Raw genomic sequence first — 15876 nt, forward strand, 5'->3', positions numbered from 1 at the left:
GATAGGACAAACGGAGGAATGAACAGGATGAGTTTGACAAGATGCGCCAATGGACACATGTTCAGCACCAGAAAACATGGCAATACGTGCCCTTACTGCAGCGTTGTGGTCGAGCCGCCGGCTTCACGAGCCGAAGAATCAAGGCCGCAGAGAGTGCAGGAAGACGATAAGACGATGCCGTTTCTGGGGGAGACGACCGGCATTGAACCGGTTGCGGGATGGCTGGTTTGCATCGAAGGGCCTCAAATGGGACAAGATTACCGCATCATGGCCGAGAAAAATTTTATTGGCCGCTCGGAAGAAATGCACATCCGGATTATCGGAGACAACGCGATTTCCAGGCGGAACCACGCGGTCATTGTCTATGACCCGAAGAAGCGGAATTTTTATCTGCTGCCCGGAGACGCATCGGGATTGGCGTACCACAATAACGAGGCGGTCTATACGCCGGTGGAATTAACCGCTTACGATCTGCTCCAGCTCGGGCGGAGCAAATTTGTTTTCATTCCGCTGTGCGGAGCCCATTTCGAGTGGAATAATACGGCCGCTGCGGGGATCGGCTAATGCCGGCGGGATCAGATGGAACACCGTATCTGATTGTCGGAGTTGCCATTCTCCTCATTCTGCTGATGCTGTATGTACGGAGCCGGCTGAATAAGCGGAAGCCTGAAGTGCCCGCGGTACGGATAGGGAACGGACAGACCATCGGAGCCAGGAACGAGCAGGATGATTATTTCGCCAGCACCACAACGGACATCGGAACTTTGGCCGTACTGGCAGATGGAATCAGCGGACTGGCGAACGGCAGAATGTGCAGTACACTTGCGGTGTCCGCGTTCTTGAAGAATTTCTTGAATGTGGAGCATGTGCGGCATATCCCTCATTTTTTAAGCGAAACGGCTCGCAGGGTGAATTCCGAGATAGTCGAACAACTGAGAGGGGCTCAGGGCGGTACGACTCTTGTGGCGGGAGTTATCAACGGGGATAACCTGTATTGGGGCGCTGTAGGTGACAGCGTGATTCTGATCTACCGGCAGGGGGAGTTTCTTCCTGTTAATCCTAAACATACGTATGAGAACGTACTGGAACAGAAATATTTGTCGGGTGAAATTACAAAGGATGAAATGGCCGCCAATCCCAAGAGAAGACAACTGGTTAACTACCTCGGGTATGAGCAGTTTCAGAACATGGAAATCAGTGAGACGCCGTTCCGGCTAAAGACAGGGGACAAAATCATTTTTTGCAGCGACGGGGTGTATAACACGTTAACAGAGGTTGAAATGGAGCAAATCTTGACAGGCAGCAGCTCGCCGGAGGAATCCGCACAGGGCATGATCGATGCGATTGAAGCCAAGGGGCTTCATAAGCAGGATAATGCGACGGTCATCATCCTGGAGAAGGGCTGATAGTGCCGGATGAAGGAAACCGGTTTTGACCAAAGGGAGCGGGGGGACGAATGAGAAAAGAAAACAGCGATTTCAAGACCGGTTTCGTTACCGAAGCGGGGACCTTTGTGCAGAACAGGGACTACTTTGCCTTTGTCGAGCTTGAAGATATGGCTTGCTGGGTGCTGGCGGACGGTCTTGATTCGGACAGCGAGGTAAACAGTGCGGAAATGGTTGTCCGCAGTATTTTGTCCCGCTTTTTGAATAAGCCCGCTTTGTCGGCCGCCCGGCTTAAACGCTACATGCAGGAAGCCAGCGAATGGCTGAATGAGGAAAGCCGCCGGGTCCGCCTTAAGGCGAGCGTGCTGATCGTCGTGACGGACTACACAAGAATCATGTGGGCCGTTGCGGGCAGCGCGCGATTGTATGTGATCCGGGGAGGCAGGCTCGTGGAACGGAGCCGCGACCAGAGCCTGGCCCAATCCTGGGCGGATGAAGAACGTATTCCGCTTGAAGCCGTGGACCGGCATGAAGAAAGGCATAACCTGCTGAATTATGCAGGCAAACCGGATGTGTTCGAACCGTATGTCTCTCCGAAATTCATGCTGGAAGACGGGGATGTGCTCTTGATGAGCACTCCGGGCATGTGGGAAAACGTCGCATCCGCCGAGATGGTGGACGCCGTCGAGGAAGCGAAAGGGCCTGCGGAGCTTGCGGATCTGCTGGAAGAAGTTCTTCTGAGCAGGCAAAAGCGGATGGTTCCTAACTATACGGCGGCGGCTGTTTATGCCAATAAAGTCTACAAAGAAGTCAAGGGAAAAAAGCGGAAGTGGGCCAAACGGATCGCGTTGATTCTCATTCCTCTGCTGCTGGTCGGGGGCGGAGCTTATGTGTACGCGGCCAAAGAAGCCGCACGTAAAGCGGAAGCGGCCCAGGGCATGCTGGAGCACGGCAAGAGCGGGGACGACTATGCGGCTGAGGGGGATTATGCCAAGGCGCTCAAGGAATACAGCGAAGCGCGCAGCGATTCCCAGAAGATCAAAGATAAGGTGCACACCGTGCTCTTTACCAAAAAACAGCGTGCCGCCCAGTATATCGTGGACGGGGACACCTTCCTTAAGGAAGGGGAATACGATAAAGCCGCGGCGAGTTTTACTAAAGCCCAGTCCGAGATCAAAAATCAGGCTGATTTTAACCCTCAGCATCTGGAAGAGCGCATAGGGCGTGTCCAGGCTTATTCGGCTGTCATGAATACGGTCAAAGAAGGGGACCGGAAGTTTACCGCTCTCGATTACATAGGCGCTCTTGAGATTTACCGGAAAGCGAAGCAGGCATCCGCGGAAGCTTCGTTCCCGGACGGGGACAAGCTCATTAAGGGAAAGCTGGATGAGACTCAGGAAAAGATCGCCGGCCTCGAGAAAGAGACGAAGCTTCTTGAAGCGGACAAGCTGGACAAGAAGGGAGACCGCAGCATGGCCGCCCAAGACTACGCCGGGGCGATCACGGCTTTTGCCTCGGCCCAGGAGATTTATCAGGAAATCAAGATGCTGGAACGGGTGCTTGGGATGGAGAGGAAGATTACGAAAGCAGAGGAAAAGCAAAATCCCGTCCCGGCGGCACCGCCCGCAGCTCCTGCGGCTCAAGGGGGACAAGCTCTTCCGGGTCAAGGACCAGGGGATCATCCATCCGGACCGAATCAGCCGGCTCAGCCGCAGACACCTTCCGCAGGAGGACAATCTTCTCCTTCTTCGGCGGGAGCATCCGGGTCACCGGCCGGCGGAGAAGAGCAGTCTCGGCCCGCTAAGGGCGAAGGAGGGAATTCTCCCGCATGAAGGATATTATTTTGGACCGGCTGAACAAAATGGAGGATTTGGAGCAGCGCCGTATGCTCAAGCAGTTGATGACGGGGCTTTTTCTGAATCTGGTGGACTATCAGGAGCAAATGAACCGGCAGCTGGAAAAGCGGGTATTTGACGAGATTGAAGATTGGGAAGGCCGGTTTGATATTTATGCCAGCTTATGTTCGCGGGATGAATGGGACCCTCTCCATGAATTTTTGTATCCGATGTGCCCGGAGGATGTGGAGAACACTTTGATTGATATGCTTCACGTCATCGAAGGGCTGAGGGACGGCAGGGAAGCGCGGCTGATCTCTCTGTTCCTGGAATGTGATTCCGTGCGTATCCGGGAACTGACGAAGAGCGGCAGACTGTTCGACGGGCATCTCAAGACGCTTTCGGGAACCTATCCGATTAAAGTAGCGCTTCGGCCTTGCGAGAAGTACATCAAAGAGATCGAGAATCTGTATCAGATATTCCTGAAAAACGGAATTCCATGGCGGACAATCAACCATCCGTTTGCCTATAAATTTATCGACGTCGTCCTGACGGAATGCGCCGGAATACCCGGGGAAGATGAGACCATTACGGAAATTTCAGTGAATCTGGAAGAGTTTGAAGCTTACAAGCGGACGGATCGGATTCCCCTTTGGAATATGGAACGGCTTGAGATCAAGAACAGCGGATTTCCGGTTCCCGCTTCAGACAAGGTTAATTTTGAACATGTTCTGTCATTGAGGAAAACGGGGATGGAGCATGGGTATCTGGTGGATGGGCACACGGACGATATCCGGTACATCAAACGATCCGGGGAAGAGCTGACGATCGTTTCGCCGCAAGAGAAAGCCGGGGTCTGGAACGTGTTGAAGGTTGTCCAACCGGTTGATATCCAGATCGGGAGACTTCAATACGCACTTGTCTCGAACCGCTGCGCCAGCAGTTTTGTCGGCAAGTATGCACGAAAGCAGGCCACGATTGTTCGCTCCAGAGGGGAAGTGGCACGGATTGTGCATTCCCTTGAAGCTTCCGAATATTTGACGCTGGAGGATATTCGGATCGTGGACAAAGCGGATTCAACGGCAGTTACGTACGAAATGAACCCTTTCATCAGTGACCAGGTGCGGGCGTCGAGCGGCAGGGCCGCGCTGTGTATGAGCTTTCGGCCCGGCCGTTCGTTCGGAAGGGATGAGTTTATAAGAAACGACTTCATGAGCTTTGTCGTGTCGGAGGTTCAAATGTACCTGCCCGAATACACATGCGAAGGGGTATGGGTTTGAATTACATATGGGATCTATTGATCCGGGCCGAGCAGTGCGGTCTGGACAAGAAAGACATTCAATTCTCCGCCGCTTCCGTGTACTCCCCGTATATGGAGCTGAGCCTGGAACATATGAACGCAAGTCACGTCGAGAAACAGGTTGAAATTAATCCGTTCTATCGTTTTGACGAGATGTTCCGGGGGATGCTTGATATTAATTACACGGAGTACCCGGAATTCAGACGTGCCTTGTTCGATATTCTCATTCATTTTCTGGGTGAGATCGATCTGCTCCAGGGAATGAACAAAAGGGAATTTTACATCCGGTTTGTCCGCCGTGATATAGAAGCCGGGATTTTCGGGGACAAGGTGCGGCGGAACTTCCAGAGATGCGGCAAGGAGGAGCAGGATATTGTGGCGGCAAGCGTTCTGCAGACGCTTCAGACCGGGGATGCGCTCTTTACCTTGAAGCGGACAGCCCGCCTTTTGTTTCCCGGGTCCACTATTTATGCAAATTGCGAGGAGAAGAATGAGCTTCTCTTCTATATCAACCAGGAGGAGAGCGAGTCCGGCCGGGCTAAGATCAGCTTGCTGCTGGATCTGCTGCTCCCCGTCCGTTTTCATACCGAGCTGTATTGGAACCGGCATTTCGGCATATTGGGCGTAGAAGAGACTATGCGGCTGGACCGCATTGCGATGTATTGACCAGCCGTGAAGGAGGACAACGATGAACGGATACTCATACAGGCTGTATCAGCATCCGGAGGATAGAATGGCCGATCCGGGCGTCGTACGCTACAGCCGTGAGGAGCTGACGGAAATGACGACGTATCAGCTCCGGACCATTTGCAGTAAAGAGAAACTGATTGAAGGGTTCGCTAATACGCTGGACCGTGAAGGCTTCATCGCCACCATCCTCAAATACAGGGGGACGGAAGAATGCCTGTTGATCGGAAGCCCGGTTCCGGGCGGCGAAGAACGGCTGCAAACGGCGATCCGGCGCTATTTGCGTACGCCTCTAGGAGAGAGGGGCACCAAAGTCCCGGCCAGAATCACGCTCTACGAGGGATTTCGTCTCGATGAGCGGGACGGCTGCAGGCTGGAGGGGGCTGCCGCTTTCTCGGGAACGAACGCCCTCCTTGTAAATGAGCAGATGGAGCTGTGCGGCATACTGAATGTGGTCCAAAGTGTATCGAGGCCGGGTACATTCTGTCTGACGAGGAACCGGGACGCCTACCTGAAGCGCTCGGCCAACCGCAACTACAGCTTGCTCTTCTTCAGCAGGCACGATTCCGATTATTTGTACCGGATTTACCACCAGAACAAGCCCCTTCCCCCGGTTAATCTGCATTACTGCCGCCTGCCGGCGGCCGATCTGGAAATCCGGGAGCCGGAGCTGACCGAGGCCGTATTGGCCATAGACTTCGGCACCTCCAATACGACGGCGGGGGCTTATCTCGACGGCGCCTATGTTCAAACGCCCTGCAGCCAGGACCTCTTGAACGGAACGGTCCGGCTCGATGCGATTAACTACGCGGCGTTCCCCGATCCGGCCGCCCCGGACGGTCAATGGATCGAGCTTCTGCCGACGGTCGTCCGCGTGGCGGATTGTTCCGATCCTTTGAATCCCCGGTACCAGTTCGGACACGAAGCCCTTCTATACCGGAAGAAACTCGGATCCGGCACGCAGGCGACCGTATTTCACGGGATCAAACGGTGGGTGAACGATTACGCGAGATCCGAGGAAGTAAGCGATGCGAACGGCAACAGCACGCATGTGCGCAGAAGCGATATTATCCGCGCCTACCTCGCGTATATTATCGAGACCGCCGAGCATCAGTTCAAATGCCGCTTCCGGAATCTGCACATGTCCAGCCCGGTCAAGCTCAAAGCCCAGTTCCTGGACATGTATACGGATATTTTGCCGGAATACCGACTGGAAACGGAAGATTCGCTGGATGAAGGGATGGCTGTCCTTTATAACACGATCGCGGACCGCTTCCGGCAGAACCGTTTTGAAGACGGAGAAACCTACAAAGCTCTTGTGATCGATTGCGGCGGAGGCACGACGGACCTGTCTTCCTGCCGGTTCCGTATCGAGGACGGCCATATGTCTTACAGGCTTGACGTCCAGACTACGTATGAGAACGGCGACACCAACTTCGGGGGCAATAACCTGACTTACCGCATCATGCAGTACATGAAAATCGTGTTCGCCGAGTATTACAGCTGCGGAGAAACAGTGACGGACATCGACAGTCTTATCGGGATTCCGAGCGGAGATGTTTTTCGGCATGTCGATGAGGTTGGGGTGGCGTCGGTATACGAACGGCTGGAAGAACGGTACAGGGAAGCGGAACTGCTGCTTCCTACCCGTTTTCGGGAGTATGGCAGCCATACCCGGGAGGACTATAACCGGGTTCGTAACAATTTTCATTTCCTGTGGGAAATGGCGGAGAACATGAAGACGGAGTTTTTCCGCAAAACCGGCATCTTGAGGAACCGGTTTCACTCCGGCAGCGGAGATGTCCGCGAGCACGACCTCAAAATCACGGGAGTGGACCGGTGGTATTTGTCCGTGCGTGAGCAGGGAAGGTTCAAGGACCGGTATGAATTCCCCGATGTGGTGTTCACCATTCAGGAAATTAACCATTTGATCAAAGCGGATATTTATGAAATTGTACGCAAATTTCTGGAAGATTTCTACCAGAGCGGCGAGCTGCAGACTTACTCCATCATCAAGCTGACGGGTCAGTCCTGCCGGATCGATGTTTTCCGGGAAGCGCTGAAAGAATTTGTCCCCGGCAGAACCATTCAATTTACGCAAAAGGCAGGCGAAACCGATCGGGTGCCGGATTTGAAGCTGGCTTGTCTGAGAGGCGCTATCCGTTATCTGGGGGACAAGAAGGCCGGAATCATCCAGACTCACGTGACGCATCAGGCCGCCGTTATCCCTTACGCGGTCACGGCTTATACACACAGCCGCAGCGAAAAGGTGCTGATCAGCACACTGGATCGCGTCAATACCGCGCAAGGCTCGATTTCGAGACCTTGGGGAGCCGCAGAGATCGAGTTCTGCCTCAAAGATATGAACGGGAAGCTCCGGCAGAAATACAGCTACCCGAGCCGGCCTGACAGTTTCCAACCCGTGCTCTACGAAGACATCGAGGAGACTTACGGCCGCAACATACCTCAGGACGAGACGGATTCCATCGTCAATGAAGAAGTGAAATTTTTCGTCTTCGGAGGGGGCCAAAATTGGGGGTTCCACGTCGTGCCGGTAGCGCGCCGCCAGGAACGGCTGTATGTGGGAACCAAACGATTTTTTGCCTTTGAAAATGATCTGTCGGAAATTGATTTCTTCGACGGATTGAAGTAAGAAGCGCGGACGAAAGGGGGGTGTTTATGTTTACCCGTACCTATCCGAATTTCGCCAAAGGGCGGATTTTGAAAACAGAGATGCTCGAAAATTTGAGGGATTTCCCTCACGAGCTGACGGATTTGTTTCTCAGGGATTATTCAGACGGTATTGTGGCGGGGACCGAAATCCGGGTTGGTGAAGACAGCCTGTGCATCGGACCCGGAATTGTTAAGCACGGAGGGCTTATCTACACGCTGATTCGTGAGGTTGAGCTTCCCTACGAGGCTTCGGGGCGGGAGACCGTATTGAAAATCCGGTTCTATCCTGCCGAAACCGAGGGCGATTTTACCGTCTGCCGGGCCGAGCCCTTGCTGGACGAGCACGTATCCGTCTCTGCCGGAGAACTGGAGCTGGCGCGGTTCAAGTTGAAGGAAGGAGCGAGGCTGCGCTCGGACTACCGCAATTTCGCGGACTTGGCGACCGAGTACAACACGCTTAACCGGCTTCGTGCACAATATGCGGGCTTCCGGCAGAGTACGCTTCATCCGGAAATCATGCGGCATTTTGCGGCGGAGATGTTGAAAAGCCGGGCAGCCGGCACCCAGGATTTCGCCTTCGCCATGCAGTGCCTGAGTATGCAGCCCGTTGACCGGGAAGCGATTCTTCATTACTTGGCGGTACGGCTGGGCAGGGAATACAAGCCTTATACCAATGAACAGATCCACGCCCATTTGTCCCGCATTCTGGAGGAAGCGGGGAACGGAAGCCGGCCGGTACCCGGGGGAAGATTCGGGGCGCCTCAACGGATGATCGTGGATTAATCCAGAAAGAAGAAAGGGCGGGAAGTGCCGTGGCGTTTTCGGACGAGAAGATTATTGCGATGCTGAACAAGATGGAAGAATCCCAGAAAGCAAACACCATTGGCGAAGGGCCTGTGCGGATCGGACAACGTTATTACGAGTTTGAGCAGCAGGCTTTTTACGATGACAAGCTTCTGGTCTTTATTCCGAAAGATTTCACAGACATGCCCGAAGCATTAAGTGCCATCAAATATCCTCATTCCCAGCGGCCGGAAACGATCAAAACCAATGAAGACGGCAGCATCAATATTACGCTTAACCGGATCGATCAAGACCTGGAAGAGGGATGGGTCGAAGAATTGACTCAGGGAATGAAAACAATTCTGAAAAAAGTGAATCCCTCCAACGTGTTTTTTACGGATGGTGTCGAGGAAATCCACGGAAAACAGGTCGGCTATTTCGAGTTCAAGAGTCCGGCGCTGGATGCTTTTCTCTATAATCTGATGTTTTTTCTGGAGCTGGAGGGCAAGACCCTCATGGGAACTTTCAGCTGCAAATACGATGAGTATGAGGTTTGGAGGGACGTAGCTTTTCAGATCGTGCGGGCCGTCCGGGTCGTTCAAGTGGAGGAAGGGGCGGAGCCAGCATGAGCCAAACGGTGTTTTCATTTGCCGACATTTCCGTTGCGCCGTACAAATTCGAGAAGATTATGGACCTCCATCTGGAGAAAGCAGTCAATGAGCATGCCAAGCTGACGATCAGCGGGATCGTTCCGGAAGAGATGCTGGACCGATACGTGGAGCAGGCCGATGAGAATGAACAGATTGCCGTTTCGGTGCGCGACGGAGAGCGTACGACGGTCATTTTCCAAGGAATCGTAACGAACATGGCCGTAAAGGCGGTACACAATGTCCGCACTCTAACCATCGAAGCCCAGAGCTCGACACTGCTGATGGATATCCGGAAAGTCACCCGGTCTTTTCAAAATAAGCAGCTGACCTATCGCGGGTTGTTAGATCGCATCGCGGGTTCGTATCCGAATTCGGACGTTGTCGTGGAAGCTGCCGGAGGAACAAACATTGGCGGACTGGTCGTCCAATACAAGGAAACAGACTGGGAATTCGCCAGGAGACTGGCTTCCCGTCTGCATCTGCCTCTGATTCCGCTCTGTTCGCAGAAGGGCATGAAATGCTATATCGGCGTGCCGGACCTGGGAGAGCCCCATAAGCTCGACGCCTACAACTACAGCATCCGCAAAAATTTGAAGGACTTCAAGCGGAAGTCGGAAAACGGCGTCTCCGGCATCGACGAACAGAACAGCATCAGCTACGAGGTCAGCAGCAGCATGATTTTGGAGCTGGGCAGTCCGGTTACGTTTCAGCGGAGGAAGCTGTATGTATACCGGGCGAGCACGCGGATGGAAGGCGGCACGCTGACCAACCGGTATGAATTAAGAGACAAGCAGGGCTTCAGCTGCCCGACATTGTATGCTTATAAGCTGGCCGGGACCTCACTGTTCGGGTCTATCAAGGACGTATCCAAAGACAAGGTGAAGGTCAAGCTTCATATCGACGGGAAATCATCTTCCGACGAAGCCTTGTGGTTCCCGTACTCGACGGTCTATTCGTCTCCCGACGGCAGCGGCTGGTACTGCATGCCCGAGGTCGGGGACGAGGTCCGTCTGTATTTCCCGGACGAGCAGGAGAAGAACGCCTATGCCGCCAGTTCCGTGGATACCGATTCCTCCGACCCCCAGAAGCGCAGCGATCCCTCCGTTAAGAGCATCAGCACCAAATACGGTAAGCAAATTGTATTCAAACCCGGATCCGTTGAGATTATCGGCAGCGGCAGCCTCTTGATGCGGCTTACCGACGACGGCGGGATCGAGATCAACAGCCACAAAAAAATATCCATATCGGCGATGGAAGACATCGAGATTACCGGGGGCGGCAAGGTGCTCATTCAAGGGGAAGAAGGCATTGACCTGAAGCAGGCCGATGCAAGCCTGAGCATCATGGATGAAGTCAAAATCAGCGGCGCCAAGGTCAATATCGAATGAGCAGACGGATCGATAAAGAGGCGGTGCTGGAGGACTTCCTGGAGAAGCATATATTCGGCAAATGGCAGGAAGATTTGATGACGGTTGATGCCGTCTATCAAGAACACCGGCAGCGCATAGAAGAGGAGTTTCTTGCCGCTTTCGAGGCGGTTTGCGGACAAGCGGCCGAGCTTCAAGCCAAAGGATGTAAGGGAGCTATCCGGTACATCTACTTTTCCCTGATGCGGACAAGCGTAATGGAGAACAGCCCTTGTTACCGGATTGAAGCTTACGATGAGAACTGGCTGACGGATACGGCGGATTGCCGGTCGGAGTGGAGGGCGGATTTTATATTTGCTCCGTTATTCCGGCGCATGGAAGAGCTGGAGGAGACGAAGAAATCTTATGCAAGGCGAATTACTTCCCCAGATCTGGACCGTATCAAGCAGATCGAGGCCGTGAAATATCATCTGCTGACCGTGGAATTTATGAGAAATATGGTGCCGCAGCTTCTTGCCTGCAAGAACTATCAACAGATGAATAAGTTTCCGGAAATCGCCTTGCTGGCCGGGGAATACCGGGATGAATGCCAGCTTCTGCACGGTTCGCTGGAATCGCAAAGCGGCGCAAGCGGGGAGGCTCTAAGCGGATGATGGATTACTTTGTGCTGAAGCAGGACGAGCGCTGCACGGACGCGCCGGTTCTTCTTGATGTGAGAAGCCGGATCGATCTCCGGGATATTCGTCCGGATAGAGCGCACCGGATTGCCGACACGGTTGTAATGCAGGTAAGGTCGACCCCGGAAACGGAGTACCCGGATGTACTGGACGGGCAGTTGTATCTGATCTCCGACCGGCTGAAACGAATCGCGGCCGCCTATGAGCCGGATCTGCCGGTCAAGCTCATTCCCCTGATGGACAGAGTCCAGCGGAAGCAGAGCAATTACTATCTGCCTCTTTTTGAAGAGGCGGAGGTATTGAGCCCCTCCAGCGAGCTCAACCGGGACGGAACCGTGGTCAAAAAGCTGGTCCTTCAGAGAAGCAAGCTGGCGGGACGCAAAATTTTCAAGATCAAAGAAAGCGCCAAGCCGCTGATCATCGTCCGTCTGGATGTCGCCGAAAGCCTGCTGCGAAGAGATTTCGCCGGAATCCGGCTGGAGCGCGCGGCGGTTGAAGAAGATACGGAAAACTTGGGATAACCGAAAATTATTCATAGAAAGAGGGATTATTTGGGACCATGTATATCTCAATTGTAAGAAAAATGACAGAAAAAATGCTCAATCCCATGTTCGGACCCGCGAAAAGAAATTCCGCAGGAGACCTGAAACTGGTCAGATTGGGAACGTTTCGCTGGCTGGTGATCGTTGGTTTCTTATGTGCGGTAAGTGCTCTGCTTCTGGTGCCGTCTATGGAGATGGATGTGGAAGAGAGCGGGCAGTTCATAGCGATTATCGGGGCGTGTGCGTTCGTTCTCGGATTCCTTTCTATTTTCCTGCTGTTGTCTAAAACGATCGTGACCGATCATGAAGTACGTTCTCATATTTGGTTTGCAAGTAAAACGATCTCCTTTTCGGATATTGAGAAGGTCGATTTCTCCCGTTTTTTCGGCGGCCGGTTTATTCTGCAGGGGACGCGCCAAGCCGTCAAGGTTCCCCTAATGAGCGTGGGATCCGCGGAATTTGTGGACAAGCTGAGCGAGAAGCTCGGCAGGGAACGGGCCGGGGCGGCTGTAGAGGCCTTAGCCAAGCAAAAGCAACAGATAGAACGGTTATAAATCATTTGACCGAGGAGGCGGCACGTCATGACAGGACCCCGGTATGTGGTCAGGGGAGCGTACATTCAATGCCAGTGCGGAACCCATAAAAGGCACATCAATCTGCCTAACAGCCACGGCTCTTACGTGAACGAGAAACCTATGATGAATGAAGAGGACTATAAGCCGGATAATATTTCCCATTTCGGCATTTGTATAAGTCCGCTCAATCAGAGCGGGGAAACGATTTATTTGATCAGCGAGAGCGGGGAGACCATTTCCGGGAAACCGTGTCTGCCGTCTATTTTGGCCAAATGGACCCATTCCAAAGAAACTACAAAGGTGGCCGGCAAACCGGCCTTAACGACAGATTCCGAGCTGCACTGCGAGTTGCAGGGGGTCATTAAATTCTTAAACGACGGACAGCATGACAATTAATCCGATCGGAGGCTGACGGAGTATGATAGGGTACGACCAAATCAGAGTAACATCTCCCTACCGGATGAAGCGGATTGATCATGTGGAGATTACCTGGAAGCCGGGCGAGCATGGGCGGATGAAACTGCGCGGCATCGTGGATGATGCGGATCATGTCGGCGCGGTACTCGAAGCTTCCTTAAAGGATGAAATACAAGTAGTTGAAAACGGCGAAGATGGGGAAGAGCCTATCTTCAAAGGTTTAATCACGGACGTTGAGGCCACGTTTACCCAGGGTGTGTACACCCTTGAAATCGAGGCGATGGCCGGCAGCTATCTGCTGGATGTCCGCAGGAAACGGCGTTCTTTTCAGCAGGCGGATATGGATTATCCCGCTCTGATTGCCGCCATCCTGGCGGATTATCCCGGCCACGATGTCATTTGCGAAGCGGGCGCAGGCGTGCCTATCGGCGCTCCGGTTATCCAGTATGATGAAACGGACTGGGAGCTGCTTAAGCGGCTGGCGAGCCGTTTTCACACGGTGCTTATCAGCGACATCTGGAGTGTGCAGCCCAAATTCAGTTTCGGTATCCCGAAGCTCAAAAGCCGTACGCTGCCTTCCGATACATCCTATAAAGCCTTTAAGGATTTGCTGGCGTATCAGAAAGCGGGCGGCAGCGGAGCGGGGCTGCACGATACGGATTTTTTCGGCTATGAGTTCGAAAACGGCAGCCGCTATGCCATCGGGGAAGAGCTTCGCTTCAAGGACAAGCCGATGCGAGTCAGTGAGGCAGCCGGCCGAATGGAAGCGGGACAGTTGAAATACACGTACCGCCTTTCGCGTCTGGAGGGCATGTACCAGCCGAGCCTGCATAACGACAAGCTGACCGGTATCTCTCTGGAAGGCAAGGTGCTCGACGTGAAAGGGGAGCTCGTCAAGCTTCACCTGACGATCGACAAGGAGCAGCCGAAAGCCTCGGCGCACTGGTTCGCTTTTGCGCCGCCGACAGGCAATGCGATGTACTGCATGCCAAAGGCCGGCACCGATGCGAGCCTGTATTTGCCCGACGACAGCTGCGGCAATGCGAAGGTGCTCGACTGCGTGCGCAAGAACGGAGACAGCTGCGCCAAGACGGGCAATCCGAGCAACCGGTATTTCGGCACGGAGCACGGAAGCGAAGTCGAGCTGACGCCGACGGCCGTCAACGTGGCGGGCGGCAGCAAAGAGCCGCTGAAGCTGAGCTTCGACGATGCGAGCGGCGTCACCATTACGAGCCACAAGAAGCTGACGCTGAATGCCGGAGAGGACATCTCGCTGTATACGCCCAAACGGATCGTGATCAAGGCGACGAGCCAGTTGATGGCGAAGAAGCTGGCGGCGCAGAGCGGGTTTGCCATTGAAGGCGAGTACCACTTCCTCAGCGAGAACGTACTTGCGGAGGGAAGGGACCAGACTTCGTACTCGCCGTACAACGATGAGCCGCAGAAGGGGACGCCGCCACCTCCGCCTGAACCGCCGCCGGAGAAGAAGTTCAGTTGGGGGAAGCTGCTTGGAAATGTTGTCGGCGCCCTAGCCATTGTAGCGGTCGTAGCTGTTGTAGCGGCCGTAACGGTAGCGACATTAGGGGCAGGTACCGTTGTCATTGCCGCCGTGGCTGCCGGAGCGGCGGCGGCCGGAACAGCGGCAGTGGCGGCAAAGGCCATCTCGGATATCTCGCGCGGGGAAGTCAGTGACTTTGGAGATTATGCGGCGGATGCTTTCCGAGAATCCGTTATTGGAGCCGTATCCGGAGCCGTTTTCGGACCGTTGGGCGCAGGCGCCCCGATACTGGGCAAGATGGTTGTTGGGGGCGTCTCAGGCGCCGCCGAAAGTATCGTCAGTCAACTTACGGACAGCGATCCGGGATTCAGCTGGGGACAAGTGCTGTTCACTGCAGGGGTCGGGTTTGGAACGGCAGGTCTGTTGGATGCTAAGATAGCCCAGAAGACGATAGGCGAATATATCTCACAGGGAGCCACTAAAATAGCCCCTAAGTGGATAGCGGACGGATTTGGCAAAATAGGAGAAGGTTTTGGAAAATTTGTAGGGAATTTAAATGATTGGGGTACGAGTTTGGGCAAGGGCTACATGAAGGAAACCCAGCAATTTGCTCAAAGTATAGCGGGGGCGGTAACCGGAACACTGAATAAATCCGTAAACAGATTAACCAAGGACATTTCCGATTTAGGCCAAATGGGCAAAGAACTGGGCCAGAAAATTCAGAATAGCGTCCAGATGCCAAGGTTCGGTTACGAATTCGCTTTTGATGGACCACCGTTGCCTGCCAATCAAATAGGCAATCATTTTGGTAAATCCACTACAAACACTGCGAACGTCCTACAAAGTTCTTCTAAGGCTGTGACTCGTGCGGTTGGCGGCGGGGGAACTGGGGGGACGGGTAATAGAGTTGCTGATATTCCGCCAGCCTTCAAGCAAGAGGAATTTGCCAGTACATATGAATCAAGATTTAAGCAAACACCCGCAGAAACGAATTCAAAGGTCGTTTTTGAAGGGGCTAGAGGTGAGTCTTTATGTACCCTAAAACCACCACCAGATCCTAAGTTACAGAAAATTTTGAATGAAGCTGGTATTAATGGAATTGAGTATAAAAATGGAGTGCCTGATTTTTCACCTGTAGCAAAGGCACAGTTGGAAATCGATTATATGCTAGGTGGAAAAGGGACTAAAGGAAATGCTGCTAGAGATTATAATTTTAAGCAAGCAAATGAAAGGTTAGCAGATCAGCTTAATAATTCATCAGAATTGGCACACCAATTTGGAATGGAATCTGGTGGAATTACGGCAAAAGATATAGAAAAATACCGAGTACAAAATAAATTAACATGGCATGAGTTAAATGATGGAGCTACTATGCAACTTGTGCCAACAGAAATAAACGCCCAATTTGGACACCTTGGTGGAGTTGGTGAAATAAACGCAGGAGCTTTTGAACCTGGAGGGTTTGCAAATAAATAATAAGGAGATTA

14 protein-coding genes and 1 pseudogene are annotated in these 15876 nt (G+C 53.3%); all 15 read left to right on the top strand.

The window, feature by feature from the left end:
- Positions 1–27: 27 nt before the first annotated feature.
- On the top strand, positions 28–564 hold the full coding sequence (locus ABH899_RS18935) for an FHA domain-containing protein (protein ID WP_009675759.1): 537 nt from the start codon (positions 28–30) through the stop codon (positions 562–564).
- A complete protein-coding gene (locus ABH899_RS18940) occupies positions 564–1406 on the top strand; it encodes a PP2C family protein-serine/threonine phosphatase (RefSeq protein ID WP_369999361.1) in 843 nt (280 codons plus the stop codon). The genes ABH899_RS18935 and ABH899_RS18940 overlap by 1 nt, the downstream gene beginning before the upstream one ends.
- A 50-nt stretch (positions 1407–1456) precedes the next feature.
- Positions 1457–3217 (top strand): PP2C family protein-serine/threonine phosphatase, encoded by a 1761-nt coding sequence (locus ABH899_RS18945; protein WP_369999364.1) that lies wholly within the window; start codon positions 1457–1459, stop codon positions 3215–3217.
- Positions 3214–4500 carry a normocyte-binding protein gene (locus ABH899_RS18950; RefSeq protein WP_369999367.1) on the top strand — a complete coding sequence of 429 codons (1287 nt, stop codon included), beginning with the start codon at positions 3214–3216 and terminating at the stop codon, positions 4498–4500. The genes ABH899_RS18945 and ABH899_RS18950 overlap by 4 nt, the downstream gene beginning before the upstream one ends.
- Positions 4491–5186 carry an iron-dependent peroxidase gene (locus ABH899_RS18955; protein ID WP_369999370.1) on the top strand — a complete coding sequence of 232 codons (696 nt, stop codon included), beginning with the start codon at positions 4491–4493 and terminating at the stop codon, positions 5184–5186. Before ABH899_RS18950 ends, ABH899_RS18955 begins: the two co-directional genes overlap by 10 nt.
- 22 nt (positions 5187–5208) lie before the next feature.
- Entirely contained in the window at positions 5209–7860 is a 2652-nt protein-coding gene (locus ABH899_RS18960; RefSeq protein WP_369999373.1) for an Hsp70 family protein, read from the top strand.
- Positions 7861–7886: 26 nt separating this feature from the next.
- The gene (locus ABH899_RS18965; protein WP_369999376.1) at positions 7887–8663 is read left to right on the top strand and encodes a DNA and RNA helicase; all 777 of its coding nucleotides are present in this window, start codon (positions 7887–7889) and stop codon (positions 8661–8663) included.
- A gap of 29 nt (positions 8664–8692) precedes the next feature.
- Positions 8693–9292, top strand: a complete 600-nt coding sequence (locus ABH899_RS18970) for a hypothetical protein (RefSeq protein ID WP_369999379.1) — start codon at positions 8693–8695, stop codon at positions 9290–9292.
- Positions 9289–10701: a phage baseplate assembly protein V gene (locus ABH899_RS18975; protein ID WP_369999382.1), complete on the top strand. Its 1413-nt coding sequence runs from the start codon at positions 9289–9291 to the stop codon at positions 10699–10701. Before ABH899_RS18970 ends, ABH899_RS18975 begins: the two co-directional genes overlap by 4 nt.
- Entirely contained in the window at positions 10698–11333 is a 636-nt protein-coding gene (locus ABH899_RS18980) for a hypothetical protein (protein WP_369999385.1), read from the top strand. The genes ABH899_RS18975 and ABH899_RS18980 overlap by 4 nt, the downstream gene beginning before the upstream one ends.
- On the top strand, positions 11330–11878 hold the full coding sequence (locus ABH899_RS18985) for a hypothetical protein (RefSeq protein WP_369999388.1): 549 nt from the start codon (positions 11330–11332) through the stop codon (positions 11876–11878). Before ABH899_RS18980 ends, ABH899_RS18985 begins: the two co-directional genes overlap by 4 nt.
- A gap of 38 nt (positions 11879–11916) precedes the next feature.
- Positions 11917–12453 carry a hypothetical protein gene (locus ABH899_RS18990; RefSeq protein WP_369999390.1) on the top strand — a complete coding sequence of 179 codons (537 nt, stop codon included), beginning with the start codon at positions 11917–11919 and terminating at the stop codon, positions 12451–12453.
- A gap of 27 nt (positions 12454–12480) precedes the next feature.
- Positions 12481–12870 carry a DUF4280 domain-containing protein gene (locus tag ABH899_RS18995; RefSeq protein WP_369999393.1) on the top strand — a complete coding sequence of 130 codons (390 nt, stop codon included), beginning with the start codon at positions 12481–12483 and terminating at the stop codon, positions 12868–12870.
- A gap of 118 nt (positions 12871–12988) precedes the next feature.
- Positions 12989–13366, top strand: a pseudogene (locus ABH899_RS19000) (contractile injection system protein, VgrG/Pvc8 family); the annotation flags it as partial.
- A gap of 1881 nt (positions 13367–15247) precedes the next feature.
- Entirely contained in the window at positions 15248–15865 is a 618-nt protein-coding gene (locus ABH899_RS19005; protein WP_369999753.1) for an HNH endonuclease, read from the top strand.
- The last annotated feature ends 11 nt before the right edge of the window (positions 15866–15876 follow it).

Source organism: Paenibacillus sp. RC84 (assembly GCF_041260495.1).
Classification (GTDB): domain Bacteria; phylum Bacillota; class Bacilli; order Paenibacillales; family NBRC-103111; genus Paenibacillus_F.